Raw genomic sequence first — 23909 nt, forward strand, 5'->3', positions numbered from 1 at the left:
CAAGCCCAAGGATAGGCTACTCCTCGCCGCTTCCACTCTCTCTTATCAGATCACTTGATTATCTCTCTACCCAAGCGGCAGTTAAGGAGCAGAGCCAATGCTATCTATGATAATTTATGCAAATATAAGAGGGTTTGTCCGTTCAATGGCACAGGCTTTACATCTATATTCGTAACCTGTGAACGCAATAATTTGATGAATCTAACCCTCGCTGACTCTGAATGATCAGTAAAAGGGATACACGTCATTTAGCTCGAAATCGAATGGCTTACAGTAAGCTTTTCAAATAGCTCTGCTTTCTACTATTTATTCAATTAACTCCTCAACTACGTGCGCACCGCAATAGCCTCACTTTTATATGAAGCTATACTCACCCCTACACCCTCTTCTCCCATGCAAAACAGCTTTGTATGAGGCTAGCCTCATAGCTCAAGATCCTAGCTTCCTGAGGAATGAGGTTTGCCTCATACTTGCCCGCTTTACTCACCAAATGCCATCATTATAAGCATTTCTACTCATACCTATATGAACTTGCCTCATACCGGCTAACTCTCTCCTAGCTGACTGCCTAATCCTGTTTAGACACCGTTTAAAATTTCACTATTCACTGCTGCTCTTTATCGACTGTTTACAATAGCAACATGCCTCATAGTTCCATAGCGTTATGACTCGCACTAGCCGATACACCTCACGTTCCTCACTTAAGCAGGTCAACTTCGCGCCCATAACGCAATGACTCTCACTAATCGCACACGACAAGTTATTTAATTAGCCAATTACTTAACTAACGAATGATCAACTCAACTGCGGGCACCAAAGAAGATCCAATAGGGTGCTGGGTGAAAGATGCCCTTACATACAAAAAAACCTTCAAAACCACTGTAAAAGTGGAAATGAAGGTTTCTTTCTTAACCTAGTACGCACAATACCAGCCTGCCTAATCTCAATACATAAGTATTTGCAAATTGGTGTGCTTATTTAATTATTTTAGCGCATCGCATAAGTCATATGCTTTCCGTATGCAATGCTTTTCCAGTGAACTGGCTATTATAGAGGTCCGCATAAAAGCCCTCTTCTGCAAGCAATTCCTCATGGTTGCCCTGCTCAATGATGGAGCCGTTATTCATGACAAGAATTAAATCTGCATCACGAATTGTCGATAGTCGATGCGCGATAACGAAGCTCGTTCTGCCTTCCATGAGATCGCCCATCGCCTTCTGAATGTAGACCTCAGTTCTCGTATCGACACTGCTGGTCGCCTCATCGAGAATAAGAATAGACGGATCTGCCAATATTGCCCGGGCAATCGTCAGCAACTGCTTCTGGCCTTGTGATATATTGGAGGCTTCCTCGTTCAAGACCGTGTCATAGCCATCGGGCAATGTCCGAATGAAATGATCCGCATGCGCCGCCTTGGCCGCCGCAATGACCTCCTCCTCCGTCGCTCCTTCGCGTCCGTAGGCAATATTGTCTCTTATTGTGCCGTTGAACAGCCACGTATCCTGCAGCACCATGCCGAACATCCGGCGCAGATTGCTGCGTTTTAAATCTGTTATATTAACGCCATCGATCATAATACGTCCGCCGTTAAGCTCATAGAATCGCATAAGCAAATTAATCATCGTTGTTTTGCCGGCTCCTGTTGGACCAACAATAGCTACCGTCTGCCCCGGCTTCACATCCAGATTCATATGCTCAATCAGATGAACATCAGCTTTGTAGCCGAAGTCCACATTCTCAAATCGAACGGCACCATTAGGTTTCGCAATAGATTTGGCTTGCTTGGACTCAGCCACTTCCTCTTCCTCATCCAGCAGCTCAAACACCCGCTCTGCCGAAGCAATTGTCGATTGAATAACGTTGGATATGTTAGCAAGCTGTGCAATTGGCATCGTAAATTGCCTTGTATATTGAATAAAGGCAAGGATATCGCCGATCTCAATTGCTTTTTTCGTTACGAGCAAGCCGCCTACAATACTGACCATAACATAACCAATATTACCGATGAAGCTCATGATCGGCATAATGATGCCCGAGATGAATTGGGCGCGCCAGCCTGAATCATAGAGCTTGTCGTTCATTTCATTAAATGCTGCAATAGATTGGTTCTCTCGTCCGAATGCTTTAACAATACGGTGACCCGTGAACATTTCCTCGACATGTCCATTGAGCTTGCCGAGCTCTGCCTGCTGCCTTGCAAAATACACCTGGGAACGCTTCGCGATCAAAGCCGTCGCTACCAAGCTGACGGGAATCGTCAGGAATACGATCAGAGTCAGCATAGGGCTAATAGTAAGCATCATAATAATGACGCCCAGCAGCGTAATAATGGAGGTTATGAATTGAGTCAAGCTTTGCTGCAGCGTTGTACTAATATTATCGACATCATTGACTGCACGGCTAAGGACCTCGCCGTTCGTCTTGCCATCGAAGTACTTCAACGGCAAACGGGCAAATTTATCATTTACCTGCTTCCGTAGATCATATACCGTACGCTGAGCCACGCCAGCCATCAAATATTGCTGCGCATAGCCGAACAAGGAGCTGACAAAATACAAAACAACGAGTATAAGCAGAATTTCATTAATGGCATTAAAGTCTATACTCGCACCTGGAACGTTATTCATCTTGGCAAAAAAGCCTTCTGATAGCTTGGTTAACGCATTACCCATAATTTTCGGACTGACAACACTGAAGACGGTGCTTAATGCCGCCATAATCAGAACCAGCAATAGCTTCATTCTATGAGGCTTAAGATAAGCCATCAGCCTGAAAAGTGTTCCTTTGAAATTTTTGGCCTTTTGAACAGGCATGCCCATGCCGCCCATTCCCGGAGGTCCCATTCCTGGTCCCTTGGAAGGCTTTTGCTGCTTCTGCTCACTCATGCCAATTCCTCCTCTGACAGCTGCGAGGCTACTATTTCTTTATACACAGCGCAGGATTTCATTAATTCCCGATGGTTGCCGATTCCAGCAACTCTGCCTTCATCCAATACGATGATACGGTCTGCATCAAGCACCGTACTAACCCGTTGGGCAACCAACAGAACGGTAGAAGCAGTCGTCTCCGATCGCAAGGCGGCGCGAAGCTTCGCGTCTGTCTTGAAGTCCAATGCCGAGAAGCTGTCATCAAAGACGTAAATCTCCGGCTTTCTGACTATTGCTCGGGCGATAGATAAGCGCTGCTTCTGTCCGCCTGATACGTTGTTGCCTCCTTGAGCAATGATGGAATTGTAGCCCTGCTCCATCTCACCTATGAAATCAGCGGCTTGGGCAATAAAGGCGGCATGCTGCACCTCTTCATCGGTTGCGTCCTCTTTGCCGTACCTGATATTGTCGGCGACAGTTCCTGTGAATAGGACCGCCTTCTGCGGAACGAACCCGATTTTATCCCTCAAGCTCTTCTGTGACAGCTCCCGCACATCCACACCATCAATAAGGATCTGACCTTGCTCAACATCATAGAATCTTGGAATCAAGCTGACCAGCGTCGACTTGCCTGATCCGGTTCCTCCGATGATAGCCGTTATCTCACCAGGGCTAGCATGAAACGTGATTCCTGATAACGCTGGCTCCTCTGCTCCGGGATAGCTGAACATAACGTCTCTGAATTCGAGCTCTCCTTTTACTGTTCCTGTATCGCGTACAGCTTCCTTATCGCGCATCGTAGGCACCATATCCAGCACTTCATTGATACGAGCTGCTGACGCTTGAGCTCTTGGGATCATTACCAGCATCATAGATACCATCAGCAGCGAGAACATAATTTGCATCGCATATTGAATGAAAGCCATTAGAGAACCGATCTGCAAATCTCCGTTGTCAATGCGAAGACCGCCAAAGGCGATAATAGCGATAGTGGACAGGTTCATCACCAGCATCATTAAAGGCATCATAATCGCCATTAATTTGTTCACTTTCACCGCCGTATTCGTCAAATCGGAGTTGGCTGCATCGAACTTAACGTTCTCATACTTCGTTCGATCGAAGGAGCGAATAACACGAATACCTGTAAGCCCTTCACGCAAGACGAGATTAAGCTTATCAATCTTCGCCTGCATCGCTTTGAATAGCGGCATTCCTTTGCGTACGACAGCAAAAATAGCGCCTGCCAATATAGGCAAGGCAAATACAAGCACGAGAGACAGCTTGGCATCCTTGGATACCGCCATAATAATACCGCCGATACACATCATTGGCGCCATAACCATCATTCGCAGAATCATAATAAGAACCTGCTGCACTTGTGTAATATCATTAGTTGTTCGCGTAATAAGCGATGCTGTTCCGATACGGTCAAATTCTTGCAGAGAAAAGTTCTCCACATGCGTAAAGACCTTCGTCCGCACGGTTCTTCCGAAGCCAACAGCCGCCTTGGATGAATAATAGCTCGCTGCAATCGCGCATATGCCTCCGCCTGCTGCTACGAGCAGCATAAATCCGCCTACCTTCCATACATAAGAGGTGTCACCATTGGCAACGCCAATATCAACGATGTCCGCCATCAAGGTAGGAAGGTACAGATCCGATAAAGTCTGCATAAACACAAATACGAGCACCAAAATGACAAATAAACGATAACGCTTTAGAAAGCGGAACAACTTCAACATATTTGATCATCTCCACTGGCTTCACATTGATTCAAGCCATCAAAATAAACTTTCACCTTGCCTAACAAAACTGCTAGCTGCTCGCTTTCTGCTTCCCCTAGATAATTAGTCAGCCCCTGCATGCGCTCTACGAAAATGTCAGTCGCTTGAAGCGCAAGAGCTTCTCCCGCTGTCGTCAATGATACCCTCACTGCTCGGCGATCATGAGGATCAGCGCTTCGCTCCACCAAGCCCCCCGCCTCCATACTATTAATCAACTGTGTAATCGTAGGCGAAGTTACTTTTAGCATGCGGCTTATATCCGATATTTTCATTCCCTTGCTGTCTTGCTCCGCATTCCTCTTATGTCTCACACACATTAACACCTGAATTTCGCTGAACTTGCAAGAACCCGTCGGCCTATGCTGCCAGTTCGACTTGCTGAACTCCATGAATGCTTCAATAAGACGCTTGCTAGCGGCGTTCTTGTCTGCACCGCTTTCCATGACAATCCCTCCTTGAAAACAAATAGGGAACCTATATATTTAGAACTTTAATAATAGGCTACCTATCTAATTTAATTGCAAAATATAGCAATGTCAAATCAACATTTTCTCATTTGAAACATTTCTGAGCGGATTCTCATTTATTTCTCATAAAGGTGAATAGCCGTATGTGTAACAGGAATTACACTCTAATTGTAAATAAATATGGTATTTGCGATGTGTTATAGTAGCTTTTGTCGAGATGGACCTCAGATTCGAATGAAATGGAATACGAAAGGAAACCATACAACAATGAAAAAACATATCTCTTTTATAAAAATAGCTAAATTAGGCCTTTGCACAGTAATCGGATTATCCGCTTTTGCTTTTGGCGCTTCCTCCAATCGTGCAGATGCTGCAACAGCTGAATCATTAAAACTAATCAGCAACGGCAAAAATTATGTGGGCACCCCTTACAAATATGGAGCACCAGCAGGCGTTACTTATGCCTTTGACTGCTCATCCTTTACGCAATATATGTTCAACGGACTAGATGTCTCTCTGCCTCGTACGGCGAGCAGCCAAGCTACATTAGGAAAAAAAGTGGCAAAAGCAGATTTAAGCGTAGGCGATCTTGTCTTCTTCAAGACAAATGGCAAAAGCATCAGCCATGTAGCGATCTATGCAGGCTCCAGCAAAATTCTACATAGCGCCAGCAGTTCAGGAGTAACGGTATCCAACATGAACTCCTCTTACTGGAAAAGCAAATATGTAACAGCACGTCGTGTATTAAGCTAGTTCTTCTTGGGTAATAAAAGCAAACAACATGGATGCTTAGCTCATCCTTGCTCGCTTAAGAAACAGGTTACCCCCATTTTGACCTAGATAGAGGAACCGTATTCCGCTAATGCATACACATCCTTGGATGATGCAGCTTATAGCGGAATACGGTTCCTTTATTTGCAATGGCAATTAGGAGTCGAGCAAACGAATACGAATACCCTTGCTGGCCTTCCTAAAAGGCATATGAAACAACAAAAAAAGATGGAGCAAGGGAAACCTCCCTGCCCCACCTTTTTTATTATTGGCTTACTATTTGCTCAACGTTTCAGTCAATACAGGTACGATTTGCGATTTGCGCGATACAACGCCCTTCAGAACCGCTTTGTTATCTACCAGAGTTACGTTATACGCTTGCTCTACTGCTTTTGCCGAATTGCCCAGCGCAAGAGCTACAGAATCGCTGTTCAAGATATCCGTTACAACGAATACGAACAGATCCAAGCCTTTGTCAGCAATGATCTTAGCAAGTGCTTCTTCAATCTCAGGTTGGCGAACCAATACATCATTCGTATCAACCGCATTCACTTGTGCGATTTCGACTTTATGAGTACCCATTTGGAACTCTTTCGCATCCAGTGAGATCAATTGCTCAATCGTCTTGTCTCTCAGGTCAGCGCCTGCTTTGAGCATCTCAAGGCCATAGCTCTCGATCTCAACGCCAGCAATGTCAGCCAGCTCGCGAGCTGCTGCTACGTCTTGCTCCGTGCAAGTAGGGGATTTGAATAGCAAGGAATCAGAAATAATAGCAGAAAGCATCAGGCCAGCGATTTCTTTGCGAATCGCAACGCCATTTTCTTTGTACAATTTATTAAGAATCGTTGCTGTGCAGCCAACAGGCTCTGCACGGAAGTATAATGGCTGGCTTGTCTCAAAGTTAGCGACACGATGATGATCGATAACCTCTGCAATACGTACTTTATCAATGTCGGACACACTTTGCTGACGCTCATTGTGATCGACCAGAATAACATTATTCACTTCATTGGATACCGTCTCAACCAATCGAGGAGCTTCGGTCTTGAAGTGGTCAAGCGCATATTGCGTTTCACCGTTAACGTCGCCAAGGCGCACCGCTTCTACGTCAAAGCCCAATTTCGATTTCAATTCAGCGTAGGCAATTGCAGAACAGATTGTATCTGTGTCCGGATTTTTATGCCCGAAAATCAATGTTTTTTCCATCATTCATTCTCCTTGTTCATCATATTAGAGGCTGCCTTCTTGGCTCAAGCCTCCCTAATCTTAATTCTCCATGTCGATTATATCGCATTATCAGCTTTATTCCTATTCCTTTACACAGATTAATTCAAATTTTTCCTTATTTCGACAACGATATTCCAGCTGCAATAAGCTTGCCTAACAGCCAATCGGATGTTATATTACAAGACAATCTATAAACATACGACTATAGCAAGATAGGAGTCCTTAACCATGTCTTATAAAATCGCTTTTTTTGATATTGACGGTACACTTCTTGATGAGAACAAACAGATTCCACAGGATACGATTGATGCTATTCGTGAGCTTCAAGAAAACGGTGTTGAAGCCGTAATTGCAACAGGCCGAGCGCCTTATTTCTTCGCTCCGATTGCCGAGCAGCTTGGCATTGACTCCTTCGTCAGCCTGAACGGTGCTTATGTGGTCTACCAAGGCAAGCCGATCTTCCAGCGTCCAATCCCGCGTACCAGTCTGGAAGTACTTGTGAATCATGCAGCAACCCATAATCATTCCCTCGTATTCGAAGGACATGGCGCTTTCTTCGCTAATGCTGAGGCCCATCCGCATATTATCGGATCTGTAGACTCCTTGCGTGTCGAGCAGCCTGGTTATGATCCTGATTTCTGGAAAAAAGAAGATGTCTATCAAGTATTCCTTCATTGTGAGGAAGAAGAAGAGCATCTTTACGATCAAGCCGTACCTGACCTCCGTCTAATCCGCTGGCACAAAACAGCAATGGATGTGCTGATTAGCGATGGCTCCAAAGCACTGGGCATCGAAGCTCTGCTTCGTCTGCTGGACATTAAGCCAGAAGAGGCCGTTGCCTTCGGAGACGGCTTGAATGACAAGGAGATGCTGCAGGCTGTTGGTCTAGGGATTGCGATGGGTAATTCCCATGCGGAGCTTATGCCGTATGCTGACTACATTACGACTCATGTCAGTGAAGGCGGAATCCGCAATGGACTGCGTCATGCTGGCCTGATTAAATAAACTGCCATATTAAAAAAAGCGGCAGCCTGAGACTCAAACAAGTCTTGGGCTGCCGCTCTTTTTAAGTGATTTATTTTTTCTCAAGAATAGCAAAATAATTATTCTCATGATCGGCAAAGTTGAACACTCTGCCTGAAGGCATGCTTACCAATTCACCGACGGTGATGTTTTTATCCTTAAAATCTTTATACATGGCATCGAGATTATCCGAATATAGCAGGATAGAAGGCGTATTAAGATTTAATTCAGGCTGCATTTTTGCAATTAGCTCTTTGTTATGAAGAACAAAGCTTGTCTCCGCTTCTTTAGTCGGAGCGATTTCAATCCAGCGTAAGCCTTCCCCATTATCTTCTTCAGAAATGACGCTAAAGCCCACTTTTTCTGTCCAAAACTTCACAGCCTCATCCTGATTATTTACATAGAGCATAATTTGTCCAATTTTATTGATCATCGGCTTGTCTCTCCTTCTAAATAATGGCGTTCGTATAGGTACCCTTGATGCTGAACACCCGCTTAGTATTCAAATTATAACCTATAGCTATTCCATAGAAAAGCCGTCTTGCCGTTGCTTTATCCCTTCAATGAGCTTCAAATATTGCAAATCCCCCAGGCCATATTGAGGGAACAGTTGGAATAGCTGCTTCAATAATTCATCCTGAGGCTTATCCAGATGCTTGCTAATATAAGCTGTAATTTCATTGTCCTTCTTCAAGTACTCTAGATATAATTCTATACCCAGATACAAGACTGGCATTACCTGCACGGATGGAAGGCGATGCTCCACTAATACCTGTTCATAGATTTTCTTACACCCTTCCGGGTCTATCGCCGTTACCTCCACCTCGTAAGTCGTTTCCTTAACTATATGGAAGTACACTTTTCCCTGATAGCTCACTTGATCCAGATAAGCCAGCACAGTCAGCAGATTCAACTGGCAGAACATATCATCACCAAACCACAGAACAATGCACTTATAACGTTTCTCGAACAATGGCCATAAAGGGGCAATCGTAATATTCTCATATTGCTGGAGGGATACCTGATGTCCCGCAGATCTTACCCTTTTGAATTCATCGCTGAAAATGAACTTATGCGTAGCATGTGAACACATCGCTTCATTAAAAGGAACGTAATCGCTTTTGCCCATTAACTGATGGGTGCAGAAGAGCTCATACATCATTTGTCCATTGAGGATATGCAAGACTTCCTGATCGAATTGACTATGAATATGGTCTTGCAGCATCTGAATTTTTACTTTCTGTGAAATATCCAGCATACCCCTTGTCCCCTTCATATATTAATCTCTTCCTGCTCCTTTCCCTTTAGCTCCACCTCCTCCTCCCGTTCGTTTTCCTACTCCTATTCCTGCCCCTCCTCTTCCTGTCCCGCCTCTCCCTCTTCTACCGCGTCCACGTCCACGACCTGGACCAACGGAGCCTTTTTTCAAGCTCTTATTTTTAGATTTCCCCTCCTTGCCATCCTCACCTTCATCTTTCCCATCACTGTCATCGCTTCCGTCATTACCATCACTGCCATCGCTTCCATCACTATCTTCTCTTTCATCGCTTCCATCACTATCTTCTCTTTCATCGCTTCCATCACTATCTTCTCTTTCATCACTATCTTCACTTTCCTCACTCTTAACGCTTCCATCGCTCTCTTCACTTTTAACGCTTCTACCACTTTTCACTTTGTTGGCTATAGCTGTTACTCTTTTTTTATCCTGCTTATCCATATCAGCCAAAGTCACTGTCGCAACGTCTACTTCCGACTCACTGTCTGAATTATATTCCGCTGTAGGTGCAGAACCTTCAACCTTTGTATATACCGATACGCCCATAAATGGTGCAGCATGCTTTGCAATTTTTTCAACTTGCGTACTCGTTAAATCCTGAACCTTCGTGCTTTTTTTTATTTTTTCCAATTTTAAAATAGAAGAAAGGGCTGCTTTACTAACCCAAAAAGGCCCCGTACTTAAAACATCAATCCCTTTACTCTTCATGACAACAGCACAAGATACACAGGGTCTTTTCACTCCAACGGGGTCGGCAAATCCTTCATCAATTAACCGAAGCTCCGCATGCAAGCCTGCCGTACCACCAGTTGGAACAGCAATTGCGGAATAGGTATCAAGCTGTCCATGCTTATCTATTAGCAGTTTGGCACAATGACGAAGCGTTCTTATTTTATCCCCCTTACTCTTGAATAGCTCGGGATTCGACTCACTTCCGTCAATGAGCTCTCTTGCCATCTTTTTAACATCCTCTATGCTGCCAACATTTTCTTTTAGATGCTTGTTCGTTTTGTTATCATTAGAGGACAGTCCTAATACTTTTGTTCCTGCCGCAGCTCTTGCTCCCTTCTTGCCCTCCTTCGACTCTTTCAAGGCAGTCTGGATCTCCACCGGGTTCTCTTGCGCTATTAAACTTGCATGTTTAAAGACCGCTGTAGATATCCATCTCCTGGCTTGATGCTCGCGGAAATCATCAAAGGGTTTTGGTCCTACTGCTTTTTTCTCACCATCGCCATTAATTGCTGCTATCTTATTGCTTATGCCGCCCACAAGCTTTATCCTCTGTTTAGTTCGCTCATCCAGTTCAGCAAACAGATGTTCAGCAAATCCTTTCCGTTTGGCATAGCCTTCCCGTGCTTCTTTCTGTTTTTTTGTATCCTTCTTTTTCTTTTCCTTCTTGGGACGCTTACTTTCCTCATCGTCTTCTTCACTGTTCTCATCGTCTGCATCTACAACTTCACTCTTGGCATCATCTACATCTTCGCTCGTATCTACATCTTCGCTCTTGGCATCATCTGCATCTGCATCGTCATTGTCATCATCATCAGATTTCTTCCTTTTCTCTCTTTTCTGTTTCTCATCATCCTGATCGGAGTCTTTTGTCTTCCTCTTGCCCTTGCCATTTAATTGAATAACAGCACTCTCCTCCACAAACAAGCCGCTCTTCAACTGCATAGCTGGCTTCTCTCTCCTTTGTGCAGAAGGCATACTGCTTCTCATCAATTGGGTCACTGCTTGGTTGCCAAGCGTTTGCTGCAAGTTCAGCAATTGAGCAGCAGAGAGTTGTCGATTGGAATCCACAATAGAACTGGAATTTGATCGTGCTTCAGACACAGGCTCTGATGCAGCTGTGGGACTGCTCGCTTTTACAGAGGCTGAAGCTTTAGCTTGTGGTTGATCATGCTCCATTAGCAGACCTCGTTTTACTTGCAGCTTCAAGCGTTATTTTTATTTCATGGGCTTGGAAGTGCTCTGGATCGAGCCTTAAACAATAATCAATGTACTCGGATGCCTTAGCATCATCCAGAAGCTGATAATAGCAGGAGCCCAAATTGTAAAATGTCGCTGTCGTTTCACCATAAAGCTCATGTGATTGCATAAAGTAGTAGATCGCCTCCTCATAACAATCCATTTGATAGAACAATATCCCTAATTCAAACGCAAGATCCTTTTCCTCTCCAATAGGGTAATACTGCTGCCAGACCTTAGTTGTCAAAGCCTTCAGATCTTGTTTTTGCGTGAAGCATAAGCTGCCTGTAAGGTCGATTAAACGCGGAATGCTCTGTTGATAAATACGAGCGTCATATCCGCTAAGCCGATAAATCGACATCAGCTGTTCAAACGTCATTTTGCTCCATTCGCGCTCTACAAATTTTTTCAGGGTGAAAAAATCATCAGGTCCATAACGAGCAACAAATCTTTCATAGGCCAGGTCTGTCTCTGTATAATTCTTGCTCTCAGGAAACATGAGAATGGCAGACACATTAAGATGGCTATGATAATGGGGAGTATAAAAAGCAGTTCCCCCATCGCGCTCATAATAGCTTTTTAGGGCATGATAATTAACCGATAAAGAGAAGCTGCCATGGCATACCAAATCGGGTGGCCCATTCCCTTCTAGTTCCTCCAGCCGATGACTTCCCTTGTCCGCAGACAGCAGCAGGAAGCCCTCCTTCGAAAGCTTCCTCAGTCTTTCCATACAACGCAGTCCCACATGCGGGAACAATACATGCGAATCTTCCAGCGTATTCTTGTATATTTCCAACAGCTTGTTGAAACCATTGTCCTCATAAGCAAAAGAGTGGACCGCTTGGTATTCATAATCCAAAGCTATCTGTTGAAGCTGCTGTGCAGGCGATCTATTGTGACGCTTGGGTCCGTTCTTCATTCTCACTCTGCATTCATAAGCTTTGCCTTGATTAAAAAAATAAAGCTCCTGAGGAATACTATCAAATAAATAGTTGGCAATAACGACGATAGGATGAGAAAGCGAATGAATGCTTATCGTATGCTCGGCAAGCAGAAGATGAACTTGGTCATCTCGCGTTGCATCAAAGGATGCAAAATCAAGTTTTCCTTGCAAAACAAACGGCTTCAAGCGGGGATGATTTGTCCAAAACTCTATATTTCTATGGGGCAAATCACTGAGTATGTAGCAATAAGAGGGTACTGCAAAGGAGGCTTTCTTACATAATAATTCCAAGTAGTTGAGAAAATGAAAGGCCAGTCGCCCAGTTCCACCACCTAGTTCAAGTATATAAATCGGCTCTGAAGAAGCGGCCGTCAGCTGATGGCGGTCTCTGAAAAAACCAAAGACCATCTCCGCATAAGCTTGTGCCAGCACCGGATTGTTCGTTACATAATGAGGAACCTCCCAGCTGCGCCAAGCATCGATCCCTTTTTCTACAAAATACGCTCGTTGAAGCGACCATATAGGGGATTCTGAAAAGAGCGCAGCCTGATTCCTTGACTTCGTTATTTTTCTAGATCTACGCAGCTTCATCAGACCTCCACACCATAATATCTACTCCTTAACCCTACAGTAATTTTCTATAAAATACCATAATTTTATAATCCCAATCTCGTATAATTGTTGACTAATAAAATCATGCCTGCACGACTGCAGGCGATGATGTCCGCCATCATTGAAGCATGCACTCTCATTATGCTTTTAATCTTAAAGCGAATCAGAGTACAGAGACTATCTAGTTTCCCTTCCAGCCTCTGTACTCTAATCTCGCTCCCTTGGATATGCAGTTTAGACAGAGGCAGCCTCTGCTTACAATACTGCTGCTTTGCCTCCATCTATATTCACCGAGGTTCCCGTTACATAAGAAGCGGCTTCTGATACGAGAAAGCCAATTACATTGGCTGCTTCTTCTGCCCGTCCGATTCTTCCCAGTGGGATATCATGACGCGAGTCTGCGGCGAATTGCTCCCAGCTTAGTTCAGGCGCAGTCCTCTGCCATACCTTTTCAATTTGATCACTGCGAATGAGGCCAATACATACGGCGTTCACGCGAATGCCGCTGCCAGCCAGATCCTTGCTCATTGCTTTCGTTAGAGCTAGTCCCGCTGCTCGACTGACGGACGTTGGCAGAGATGACGCTCCGGGTGTTTTGCCGCCGATTGCCGTCACGTTGACGATCGCTCCCCCGCCAGCTTGCCTCATATACGGAAGTGCTGCTCGCGAACAGTGGACTGCACCGAGCAGCTTCAAGTCCAGATCTGCGGTCCACGCCTCCCCTTCTACCTGCTCGAATGGCTTAGCTGCCGCAGTTCCGGCATTGTTAACGAGAATATCCAATCGTCCGAACTGCTCCACGGTCTGTGCCACAGCAGACTCACACTGCTCCTGCACGGTTACATCGGCAGATAGGCATAGAGGCTCTATTCCTGTCTGTTCTTTAATGACTGCCGCCGCTTCCTTCAACTGCTCAATGCCACGAGCAGCAATGGCGATCTGTGCGCCTTCTTTTACCAATAACAGAGCTGTAGCCAAGCCAATTCCCTTGCTTCCTCCTGTAATCAAAGCGGTCTTTCCATGAAGTCCCAAGTCCATACGTGAATCGCCTCCTAGCTTTTATATCAAAATAGTACCATACTTGATGGCTCTATCGCTTCCCTCTCTCCTTATCAATTACTTGACATCACATAATATATAAACTATATTTAATTACAAAAAGTAACTAATTGGAGGCATCATATAATGGCAAATTCCATACATCCAGATACGGTTCTCGGACCAGTCAAACTCAAAATCAGTCATTTGCCAACATCCATCCGTTTCTATGAAGACGTTGTAGGGCTAAACGTGCTCCGCCAAGATACAACTACCGCAAGCCTAACGGCAGATGGGGCAACTGTTCTTCTTGAGCTTGAGCAGATACCGAATGCTGTCATCTCGCAGAGAAGAAAGACGACTGGACTATACCACTTCGCCCTATTGCTGCCCACGCGCCAAGCGCTGGCATTCGCTCTAAAAAGATTGATTGCTTCCGGCATTCACATTGGACAAGCCGATCATCTTGTCAGTGAAGCCTTATATATTGCCGACCCGGACCAGAACGGCATCGAAATTTATGCGGACCGCCCAAGATCGGAATGGGCGAAGGAGCCTAATGGCGATTATGTCATGGCATCTAACCCGCTTGATTGGAAAGGCTTGCTGGAAGAAGCCGGAGAGCTTACCGAAAGCAAGATGCCTGCAGGCACCATTATGGGGCATATCCATCTTCATACTGTAGGTATTCCAGAATCGAGAGCCTTTTATAACGGTCTGCTTGGCTTCGATATCGTCGGGGATTACGTTGATTTCAGAGCGCTATTCGTCTCCGCAGGCGGTTATCACCATCATATTGGGCTTAATATTTGGGCTGGCATCGGTGCTCCGCCACCAGCTCCTGACGCGACAGGGCTTGATTATTTCACCATTGTCTATCCGAGCAGCGCCGAATTTACGGCTGTATTAGAGCGCTTGCTGACAGCCGGTGTGCGCGTAACAGAGAAAGACGGCGCAGCCTTCATCATCGATCCTTCCCGTATTCAGATTAAGCTAATGATTCAATAAATCCAGTTCAAACCTATACGGAATGGTTAAGCTGCCTCCCTCACATATGCGGGAGGCAGCTTATTGCTACTTGTCCTGACCGCCTTGATTGTTCATAATAAAGTCATTCTGAACATGATATCGCTTAAGGAGGCTATTAGACAGCATGTCCACTACTGGCATTAAATTATTGCTCGCTGATGATGAGCCGCATATTTTACAGTTTTTAGAATTAGGACTTATTAACGAGGGCTTCCATATAAAAACTGCTGCAGATGGCATTGCAGCCTTGCAGCTTATTCGTGAATTCCAGCCACATATCGTTATTCTCGATATTATGATGCCATTGCTGAGCGGCTTCGAGGTATGCGAGCAGATGAAACAAGCTCATATAGATGCCGCGGTTATTATGCTTACCGCCAAAGATGAAGTTGAGGATCGTGTCAAAGGATTGACACTCGGCGCAGACGATTATATGGTGAAGCCATTCAGCTTCGAGGAGCTGCTAGCGCGTATACATGCAAGACTACGCAATCAGTTCCCCCATTTGCTGGCAGCTGTTTCCTACGGCCCATTCCATATCGACGAACGAAGAAAAGAGTTGGCTTACCAAGGCAAGGTGCTGGAGCTGTCCCCTACCGAATACGAGCTGCTGAAATATATCGTCATGAATCATGGCGTAGTCTTAAGCAAAGCTACAATTCTGGACAAAGTATGGGGGTATCAATTCGGAGGAGAAGATAATATCGTCGAGGTGTACATCCGCTCCTTGCGAGACAAGCTGCAAGACAAGAATCATTCGCTCATACGCACACTGCGTGGAGCCGGATACAGGGTGGATCTGCGATGAGCGCTCGCGGCTTGTTATCAAAGCTGCTGCGTCCCGGCTCTTTGCGATACCAGCTCCTCCAGCGCTCTTTGCTCCTGCTTGCCGTTCTTCTCATTATGATCGGAACCTTGCAGTACCTATTGATGAAGGACTTCATTTATAACAATAAAGCGGATGCGTTAGTGGCCCAACTTCAGGCTTGGCCTAAAGTATGGCCGGTTCCTCCTCCTTCTAACGATGCTGCAATGCTTCCTCCGCCAGGAAGAGCGCCGGAGCCGGAGCCCACTCTGATCTATCAGCCGGGCTTGACGCTCGCTGTTATCGACAGCAAAAGGGGCTTTATCAACCTCACCATGCCAGGAGCCGTCAAGCCGCCTCAATTATCGGCACAGCAATATGCCCAGATCAGAGAGGCGCTAATCAATCACGAGCAAGCCGCCTATCAGATTATTGACAATGCCGATGGCATCGAGCAACTTGTCGTATTCCGCATGCAAGGACCGCCTGACCGCTCGACCACCTTGCTGCAAGCAGCAGCGGAGACAGCCGCTCTCAAGAACGTGCTCCATACTCAGCTAGCCATATTCTCCGGCTTGTCCTTACTTGCTCTAGCTGCCGGGCTGTCACTCTATTTGCCTCTCCTTCGCAAAACGCTGCAGCCCCTTTCTCAAATTATAAAGGCTGTAGGCCAGACCAATGCAGGCAATCTGACACAATCGCTTCCTCTTCACCAAGGGCAGCATGAAATTGAACAGCTATCAGCGGCTTATAAAGATATGCTGGAACGGCTCGATACCTCCTTCGAAGCCGAGCGCAAGACGACAGCACTTATGAGGCGATTCATTGCAGACGCTTCCCATGAGCTGCGCACACCGCTGACCTCGATACAAGGATTTCTGGAGGTGCTGCTTCGCGGTGCTGCGAGCAATCCTGAGCAACTCTACAAAGCGCTGACAAGCATGCAATTGGAATCGCAACGAATCAACCGGCTGGTGGAGGACTTGCTGCTGCTTGCCAAGCTGGACCAGATGCCTGCGATGACTACAATGACTATCAGAATCGATTTATGGCTACGCGAAATGGAGGCTGAGCTTGATCTGCTGGCTGGCAGCCGAACCGTTCAGCTTGACCTCATGACAGGTGCTGAGGCCATCTGCAACCCTGATCAAATGAAGCAAGTCATTCTCAACCTATTCCTGAACGCCGTTCAGCATACTGATTCCCTCACGGGCATCATAACCATTTCTCTTCGAGGCGATGACGATAGCCTTGAGCTTGCCGTTAAGGATAACGGTACGGGCATACGCAAGGAGCAATTGCCTCATCTGTTCGAGCGTTTCTATCGAGGCGAAGCCTCCCGTGTGCGGACAGCAGGCGGTGCAGGACTCGGATTAGCCATTACAAAAGCAATCATAGAGGCGCATGGGGCTGCAATTACAGTAGAGAGTGAAGAAGGCAAAGGGAGTATTTTTCGCATACAAATACCCCGTCAGCCTTAAACGAGGCTGCGGGTGAACAAGCAGGCAAAGAAAAGTGGCTCCACCTTTCTTTGCCTGACAATCGCCTAGTGCTTAATTACAAACTCGTCCAGCTTCTTTCCCTCTACATCATAAGCCTGATAAATCAATTGATCGCCATTCACTGTAATGCCAGCGAACATTTGCTTCTCGTTCTGAAAATGCACCTGATGGTACCACTTATCTTTTTTCTTCTCATTAAATTTCTGTCCAGCCGTATTCGTAACGACATAGACGGTTCCAGCTCCATCCTCCGATATTTCTCCATTCCGCAGCGGATAGGATCTCGCATATTCATGATTATGCCCCTGAAGCACCAGATCCACCTCGAATTCATCCAATACTTCCACCCACTCTTTAACTTTTGAATAAGCATTCCCTCCATAAGCACCGCGGTGCATCGCCACGATTGTCCAAGGTTTGTCTGTAGCAGCAAGATCCTCTCGAAGCCATTCGAGCTGTCCCTTGAGGTTAGACTCTGTATTCAAAACAATAATGTGAGCACCACCATAATTATAGGAATACGTAGTCCCAGGTATCGAACCCTCCGCCCCATTGGCTGGCAGGTTGAAATGAGAGACGTAGCGATCAGCATTGCCTTCCACCTCATCATGGTTGCCCGTTACCGGCATGAGAGGAACTGAAGTCACCCATGGGCGAGCTTGTTCAAAAAAGGCAGTCCACGCGTTCTCGTCCGTTGGCTCCTCCGTCAAATCGCCATTATGGAGGATAAAGCTTGCCCGAGGAAAAAGCTCAAACGCTTTATCCAGCGTGTTCCCCCATAGCTCAAAATCCTGCTCCGTAACGCCTTGTGAATCCGTCACATTAATAAAGGAAAAAGCCTCATCCTCCTCCGGCTCCGTCCAGAAGCTCGCATTATCGCTCCAGGCGCCATCCGCCCCGCTCCCTACTCGATACACATATTCCGTTCCCGGCATGAGACCTGTTGCCTCTGCTTTATGAACGGCTGCCTGCTTTCCGCTGCCAACAGCAATCCACGAGGTTGTCCCCTTAATGGTAATGGCAGCTTCGGCTTGAAAGCCCTTTGCAGTCTCGTTATTCGCCATGACCTGCACAACAGCTGCCGCATCCAGATTGTCCGTATACCAGGTGAATGCCCGGCTATTGCTCGCATCTCCATTCCATGTCGTTACAAGCGAATAAGGCTTGCCCGAGTCAGTCTCCTGATTGAACCAGCTAATTCCTGCAACGATCAGAACGAGCAATATAACTAGCCCCGCAAGAATTAGAATGTCTTTACGACTATTGAACATATCTAACTCCTCCCTTCAATGCTCTATACGATAAAGCTCCCTATAGAGCCAAGTCAAATGCATTCAGCATTCTTTCAGCGGGCATTAAGATAAGAATCAGTAAATATCTTTACAATAAATTTATGAAAGTCAAGAGGACAGGCTTCTTGGAAGCATGATCAAAGAATCGAGGTGGGCAGATGAACAGCAGCAATCTAAAGTATCGGCATGAGTTGAAATTTTTCATTAATCACCATCAGCATTTAATGATCAGGCAGCGGCTCAAAAGCATGATGAAGCAGGATGCGAATGTAGGGCCGTCAGGCGAATACCATATCCGCAGCTTGTACTTTGATGACATCAGCAACAAGGCGCTTCATGAGAAGCTGGGCGGTGTCAGGGACCGATCCAAATATCGAATTCGTATTTACAATCGCTCGGACAAGGTAATCCATCTTGAGAAAAAGATCAAATTCAAGGATTATATCGCCAAAGTAAAAGAACCGCTAACCAGAGAAATGCATGATCAAATAATAGCCGGCGATTACGAGGTGCTCAATGTAAAGGACAAGCCGCTGTTGCTTGAGCTGTACAACCAGATGAACCAGCAGCTGCTGCGTCCCAAAGTCATTGTTGATTATGTCCGTGAGCCTTATGTATGCCCTAATGGCAATGTTCGGATTACCTTCGACAAGGAATTGAGGACCGGGCTGCATGCGATCAATATATTTGACCAAGCGCTGCGGCCTGTTCAAGCACTAGATAACAATTTGATCATTCTGGAAGTGAAATACGATGAATATATTCCCGCTTCTATCCAGACTGCTCTACAGCTCGAAGGCTTGAATCGGCAATCCGCTTCGAAATACGTCATTTGCCGCAAATATTTGAAAACTAATTCTTGGGAGGATTATTAAACCATGGAACCTACAGCAACGCAAACGAATCAAACGTCAAACAGCTTCACCGATCTCTTGAAAAATTCAGTTACGGAAAATTTCACTTCGGATATTTCGTTATCCAAAATTCTCATTACTTTAGCTATTGCCTTTCTAGTCGGTCTATTTATTTATACCCTATACAAGCGCATCTTCAGTGGTGTCTTATATTCCAAGAGCTTCAATGTGTCGCTGATCGGAATGACGATGGTAACAGCCGTAGTCATTATCGCCGTTAACTCCAACCTTGTGCTGTCGCTTGGTATGGTCGGCGCTCTGTCCATCGTTCGCTTCCGTACACCGATTAAAGATCCTACCGATCTGATCTTTTTGTTCTGGGCTGCCGCAGCGGGCATCGTTACGGGCGCTGGCTTCTTCACGCTCGCAATTATTGGCTCGATCATTGTTGGCCTAGTCATGTTCTTCTTCGTGAAAGGCGGTTCTGTTGAAAATCCTTATTTGCTCGTTGTGAACTGTGAAGGCGACGATAGCGAGAAAGCTATTCATAGCCAAATGAACAAGCTCGTGAAACGTTACAATGTGAAGCAAAAAACAGTCATGCCAGGCAATATTGAGATGACGCTGGAAGTTCGCTTGAAAGAACAAGAAGGACGCTTCGTCAACGTGCTGTCAGCGCTCCCGGGTGTGAAGAATGCCGTTCTGATCAGCTACAACGGCGATTATGTATCCTAGGAGGTGCGCACGGAGATGAAAGCGAGAGTTATAGCCTTATCGCTCCTGTGTATGTCGCTCCTGATTATTGGGCTAACAGGCTGCTCCAGCATCCCTGCTGCCCTAGAGTCGCAGCCAGCGGCGGCCGGGAAAACGACGAAGAGCGAGCAATTTTTGGATGAGACGGTATTTCCAAAGGACAAAGTCATTGACGTAAAGATTACGTTGGACGAGGCCGATTTTCAGGATATGCTCGATAACGCAAGAGATGAAGAATTTAAGACGGCAACGGTGGAATATAACGGTCAGAAGTTCGATAATGTCGGCATACGCACCAAAGGAAATCTGAGCTTGCAAAGTGTCGTTAGCATGACCGATTCAGACAGATACAGCTTCAAGCTGTCATTCGATGAATATTTGAATCAGACACTCGGCGGCATCAGCAAAATCAATCTCAATAATAATTTCAGCGACGCCTCCTATATGCGGGAATTTCTAAGCTATGAGCTGGCAGAGCAAATGGGGCTTCCTACTCCCAAATATTCTTATGTCAACGTCTACGTCAATGGCAAGCTATGGGGATTCTATCTGGCTGTTGAACAGATCGGGGATGCCTATCTGAATCGCAATTTCGGCAATGCCTATGGTGCGCTCTACAAAGCTAATGGCGGTACCGGGAGCGAATTGAGTTGGCTGGAGTCGATTGATGCCTATACGGGGCTTGATTTGAAATCGGAGACCTCCAATAAAGATATTCTTCTCAAGATGCTCGATGAGCTGAACAATGGCAGCCAGTATGAGCGTGTGCTAAATGTCAAAGAAGCATTAGGGTTCATCGCCTTGAATGCAGTGACGGGCAATATGGACAGCTATTTATCGGAGAAAAAACATAACTATTATTTATATGAAGATGATGGCGTATTCTCTATCCTACCATGGGATTACAATATGTCCTTTGGTGGCTTTGGCGGGTCCAATATTTTAATTGATGAGCCTACGACAGGCACATTGGCTGATCGTGCGTTGGTCGCCAAGCTGTTACAATCAGAGACCTATAAGGAGCAATACCACAGCATTATAGAAGAAATGCTCAAAGGCTACTTAGCTGAATCTAGCTTCGCAGCCCGAACGAAGGAGCTCAGCGAGATGATCTCCTCCTACGTCAAAGAAGACCCTTCCGCCTTCTACACCTACGAACAATATGAGAAAGGTGTAGCTCAGGTCGTTGCCTTCAATAAACAGCAGACCAGTTCAATCGCCCAGCAGTTGGCGGGTACTATCCCTTCCTCCGGCGATGGCTCCGGCAGTGGCAGCGGTATGCAAATGGGGGGTAATGGCAAAGGCGGCGGAATGCCTCCTACAGGCGAGATGCCTGCGGCGGGCAGAACTCCTCCTGCGGGCCAAATGCCTACGGCAGGTGGCACCACTCCTAATGGCGAGATGCCTGCGGCGGGCGGAACTCCTCCTGCGGGCCAAATGCCTACGGCAGGTGGCACCACTCCTAATGGCGAGATGCCTGCCACAGGGGGAAAGTCGTCTACCGAGAACAACACTGCTGCTAATACAGCATCGGAGAATGCTCCATTAGACTCCTCGAATGGACAAGCAAATGGAAATAATGATGCCGCACCACCTGCAAACACCGATGGACAGCAATGGCCGAACAGACCAAACGGTCAGATGCCAGACCAGCAAGGAGGAATGCAAGGAGGACCTGACCGAATGGGCGGCGGATTTGGCGGCGGTGGATTCGGTGCTGGGCCTGGAGGTGGCGGCCCTGGCGGGCCAACCAACCAGCAGCAAGGCAGTACCGAAGCTGCCATTACAACAGGTATCGCTATTGTGATTTTGTTGCTGGCATGTTTATTTATTGCCCTGTACAATCGCAAGCGTTTGTAGACGAACGAACAATCTCCTCCTCGAAGTATTTATCAAGAGGATATTCCAAAAGCTTCAGGCTTTTGGAATATCCTCTCCTTATCCATACGTCCCGTTCGATAAGCATGATATGAGGTTAGCCTCTTAGCTCAAGAGCCTAGCTTCCTAAGGGATGGGTTAACCTCATCCACCCCAGTTTCCTTTACTGTTCCCAACAAATATAGGCGCCTTCCCTCCTACTTATATGAATCTGCCTCATAGCAACGTTCTCCCCATCTACTTAACTCAAAATCCTCTATCCCCCATACTATGATCGACGACTCCAACTTCTGCTTCTGCTTCCCCTTCTGCTTAAATGCTACATTACCCGCACAAAATCCGCATATCGCATCTTTTAACTAACCTACGGAGCGTTTTCTTCCATTCACCGTACTTCAATTGCAAGCATACGAGTATCCTCACGCTTATATGAAGCTAGCCTCATTCATAAGATGTGATCATCCTGCTCGATAAGTATTGTATGAGGCTAGCCTCATAGCTCAAGAACCTAGCTTCCTGAGGTATGAGGTTACCCTCATACCTTCGAAATTCCTACGCTTTTCGCAACAATTATAGAAGTTTTCCCTCATACTTATGTGAATTTGCCTCATAGCCACGCGTCGCCCCATCTAATTAGCGAATTACAAGCGTTCCGGAGGGACCTCCAACAAGCCAGACGAATTATTCAAAAAGAATCACTACATTCCTTAAATAAAACCCTTATCTAAAAAGAAAGAACCTTCGAACCCACTGAAAACGTGGATACGAAGGTTCTGATATGCCGTCGCTTAATTAATACAAACAAGCTGAGATTACAATCCTACAGGTAACTCTCTGTCAACCTGCTGTTCTCACTCTGTAGCCTTACTATTCATTCTCAGAAGCTACGGTGAATCTTCCGTTCTGGTGCTGCGGATTCTCGATTTCATCGACAATTGCTATCGCATAATCCTCATAGCTTACATAGCTATTGCCCTTTGCATTCACCAGCAAATGATCTTTTCCCTTCAAATAACTGCCTGTGCGCTTGCCTACAGCGAATTCTGCCGAAGGGCTGACGAACGTCCAATTGATGCCTGTTGTCGACTGCAGAATCTCCAGATTTTTGCCTTGGTTCGATGCTGTTGGCTTGAACATATCAGGAAAGCCGGGCGTATCAATGACTCGTATTGTTTTATCCGGATCAACGAATAGGCTGCCCGCTCCACCAACAACGATTAATCTAGTGCCAGATGCTCCCTGTTGAAGTGCTTCAATTAATATGTTGCCAGCATCCACATGCAAATGCGCTTCATCAAGCGGTGCGCCAAAAGCATTGACAACTACATCAAATGCATTCAAATCTGCGGCAGTAAGAGCGAAAATATCCTTCTCAATAACCTCTGCCCTGCTATCTTGTACTTTGTTCGCATCTCTTACAACTGCTGTTACCTGATGCCCTCTATCCAATGCTTCTTTCATAATTGAGCTTCCTGCTTTGCCGCTTGCCCCTATCACTGCTATGTTCATCATGATCGACCTCCATTAATTTAAATACTCTACATGTAACTATCATAGTTACATGTAGAGTATTTGTCAACTCAGACCTTATATAGTCTGCCAATCTCTATTTGATTATGTAGTATGCCAATCCCTATTTGAATCTAACCGAATAACCCTATTGATTGACAGCGTGTAAAATTGCTTGTTGCGAAGCTTGTCCCACATCCGCCGCTTTCCAGCCCAAGTCACTCAGAGAACAATTAGCCGACATTTACTCTATTCACAAGCACTCAACCGCCTATATAAAAATAGCCCCACTTTTCAGTGAGGCCATTCTC

19 protein-coding genes are annotated in these 23909 nt (G+C 46.0%); 8 read left to right on the forward strand and 11 right to left on the reverse strand.

The features are described from left to right. Positions 1–1004: 1004 nt before the first annotated feature. Genes AC50YO_RS13915 through AC50YO_RS13925 form a run of 3 tightly spaced genes read right to left on the reverse strand, consistent with a single transcriptional unit; the run spans position 1005 to position 5094 of the window. Positions 1005–2885 carry an ABC transporter ATP-binding protein gene (locus tag AC50YO_RS13915; protein WP_494847776.1) on the reverse strand — a complete coding sequence of 627 codons (1881 nt, stop codon included), beginning with the start codon at positions 2883–2885 and terminating at the stop codon, positions 1005–1007. After that, the gene (locus AC50YO_RS13920; RefSeq protein WP_494847779.1) at positions 2882–4609 is read right to left on the reverse strand and encodes an ABC transporter ATP-binding protein; all 1728 of its coding nucleotides are present in this window, start codon (positions 4607–4609) and stop codon (positions 2882–2884) included. Before AC50YO_RS13920 ends, AC50YO_RS13915 begins: the two co-directional genes overlap by 4 nt. Further along, positions 4603–5094 carry a MarR family winged helix-turn-helix transcriptional regulator gene (locus tag AC50YO_RS13925; RefSeq protein ID WP_494847781.1) on the reverse strand — a complete coding sequence of 164 codons (492 nt, stop codon included), beginning with the start codon at positions 5092–5094 and terminating at the stop codon, positions 4603–4605. The genes AC50YO_RS13920 and AC50YO_RS13925 overlap by 7 nt, the downstream gene beginning before the upstream one ends. Before the next feature lie 291 nt (positions 5095–5385). Here AC50YO_RS13925 and AC50YO_RS13930 point away from each other — a divergent pair, with 291 nt between their 5' ends. Further along, positions 5386–5871: a C40 family peptidase gene (locus AC50YO_RS13930; RefSeq protein ID WP_494847782.1), complete on the forward strand. Its 486-nt coding sequence runs from the start codon at positions 5386–5388 to the stop codon at positions 5869–5871. A 294-nt stretch (positions 5872–6165) separates the two neighbouring features. Here AC50YO_RS13930 and AC50YO_RS13935 read toward each other — a convergent pair whose 3' ends face one another. Then, entirely contained in the window at positions 6166–7095 is a 930-nt protein-coding gene (locus tag AC50YO_RS13935) for a manganese-dependent inorganic pyrophosphatase (protein WP_494847784.1), read from the reverse strand. 249 nt (positions 7096–7344) lie between these two features. On the opposite strand from AC50YO_RS13935, the gene AC50YO_RS13940 reads away from it, so the two are divergent. Then, on the forward strand, positions 7345–8121 hold the full coding sequence (locus tag AC50YO_RS13940) for a Cof-type HAD-IIB family hydrolase (protein ID WP_494847786.1): 777 nt from the start codon (positions 7345–7347) through the stop codon (positions 8119–8121). A 70-nt stretch (positions 8122–8191) separates the two neighbouring features. On the opposite strand, the gene AC50YO_RS13945 is transcribed toward AC50YO_RS13940, so the two are convergent. The 5 genes from AC50YO_RS13945 to AC50YO_RS13965 form a co-directional block, all read right to left on the reverse strand. After that, positions 8192–8572: a VOC family protein gene (locus AC50YO_RS13945; RefSeq protein ID WP_494847788.1), complete on the reverse strand. Its 381-nt coding sequence runs from the start codon at positions 8570–8572 to the stop codon at positions 8192–8194. An 87-nt stretch (positions 8573–8659) separates the two neighbouring features. Next, entirely contained in the window at positions 8660–9415 is a 756-nt protein-coding gene (locus AC50YO_RS13950; protein WP_494847789.1) for an AraC family transcriptional regulator, read from the reverse strand. A 3-nt stretch (positions 9416–9418) separates the two neighbouring features. Next, positions 9419–11323: a hypothetical protein gene (locus AC50YO_RS13955; RefSeq protein ID WP_494847791.1), complete on the reverse strand. Its 1905-nt coding sequence runs from the start codon at positions 11321–11323 to the stop codon at positions 9419–9421. Continuing rightward, the gene (locus tag AC50YO_RS13960) at positions 11313–12917 is read right to left on the reverse strand and encodes an SAM-dependent methyltransferase (RefSeq protein ID WP_494847792.1); all 1605 of its coding nucleotides are present in this window, start codon (positions 12915–12917) and stop codon (positions 11313–11315) included. Before AC50YO_RS13960 ends, AC50YO_RS13955 begins: the two co-directional genes overlap by 11 nt. Before the next feature lie 276 nt (positions 12918–13193). Beyond that, entirely contained in the window at positions 13194–13976 is a 783-nt protein-coding gene (locus AC50YO_RS13965; RefSeq protein WP_494847794.1) for an SDR family NAD(P)-dependent oxidoreductase, read from the reverse strand. Between the two features lie 147 nt (positions 13977–14123). Between AC50YO_RS13965 and AC50YO_RS13970 the strand changes: the two genes are divergently transcribed. The 3 genes from AC50YO_RS13970 (at position 14124) to AC50YO_RS13980 (ending at position 17291) form a co-directional block, all read left to right on the forward strand. Beyond that, positions 14124–14984, forward strand: coding sequence for a VOC family protein (locus AC50YO_RS13970; protein ID WP_494847796.1), 861 nt, complete (start codon positions 14124–14126; stop codon positions 14982–14984). Positions 14985–15129: 145 nt separating this feature from the next. Beyond that, positions 15130–15813: a response regulator transcription factor gene (locus AC50YO_RS13975; RefSeq protein ID WP_494847798.1), complete on the forward strand. Its 684-nt coding sequence runs from the start codon at positions 15130–15132 to the stop codon at positions 15811–15813. Beyond that, the gene (locus tag AC50YO_RS13980; RefSeq protein WP_494847801.1) at positions 15810–17291 is read left to right on the forward strand and encodes a sensor histidine kinase; all 1482 of its coding nucleotides are present in this window, start codon (positions 15810–15812) and stop codon (positions 17289–17291) included. The genes AC50YO_RS13975 and AC50YO_RS13980 overlap by 4 nt, the downstream gene beginning before the upstream one ends. A gap of 65 nt (positions 17292–17356) precedes the next feature. On the opposite strand, the gene AC50YO_RS13985 is transcribed toward AC50YO_RS13980, so the two are convergent. Further along, complete coding sequence (locus tag AC50YO_RS13985; protein WP_494847805.1) at positions 17357–18583, reverse strand: purple acid phosphatase family protein; 1227 nt, start codon at positions 18581–18583, stop codon at positions 17357–17359. Between the two features lie 179 nt (positions 18584–18762). Here AC50YO_RS13985 and AC50YO_RS13990 point away from each other — a divergent pair, with 179 nt between their 5' ends. The 3 genes from AC50YO_RS13990 to AC50YO_RS14000 are packed head-to-tail and all read left to right on the forward strand — an operon-like array spanning position 18763 to position 22071. Further along, on the forward strand, positions 18763–19479 hold the full coding sequence (locus AC50YO_RS13990; protein WP_494847808.1) for a polyphosphate polymerase domain-containing protein: 717 nt from the start codon (positions 18763–18765) through the stop codon (positions 19477–19479). 3 nt (positions 19480–19482) lie between these two features. Continuing rightward, on the forward strand, positions 19483–20193 hold the full coding sequence (locus tag AC50YO_RS13995) for a DUF4956 domain-containing protein (RefSeq protein WP_494847811.1): 711 nt from the start codon (positions 19483–19485) through the stop codon (positions 20191–20193). Positions 20194–20208: 15 nt separating this feature from the next. After that, positions 20209–22071 (forward strand): CotH kinase family protein, encoded by a 1863-nt coding sequence (locus AC50YO_RS14000; RefSeq protein WP_494847812.1) that lies wholly within the window; start codon positions 20209–20211, stop codon positions 22069–22071. An 885-nt stretch (positions 22072–22956) separates the two neighbouring features. Here AC50YO_RS14000 and AC50YO_RS14005 read toward each other — a convergent pair. Continuing rightward, entirely contained in the window at positions 22957–23598 is a 642-nt protein-coding gene (locus tag AC50YO_RS14005; protein ID WP_494848114.1) for an NAD(P)-dependent oxidoreductase, read from the reverse strand. Between the last annotated feature and the right edge of the window lie 311 nt (positions 23599–23909).

The organism is Paenibacillus sp. J22P59 (genome assembly GCF_059383895.1).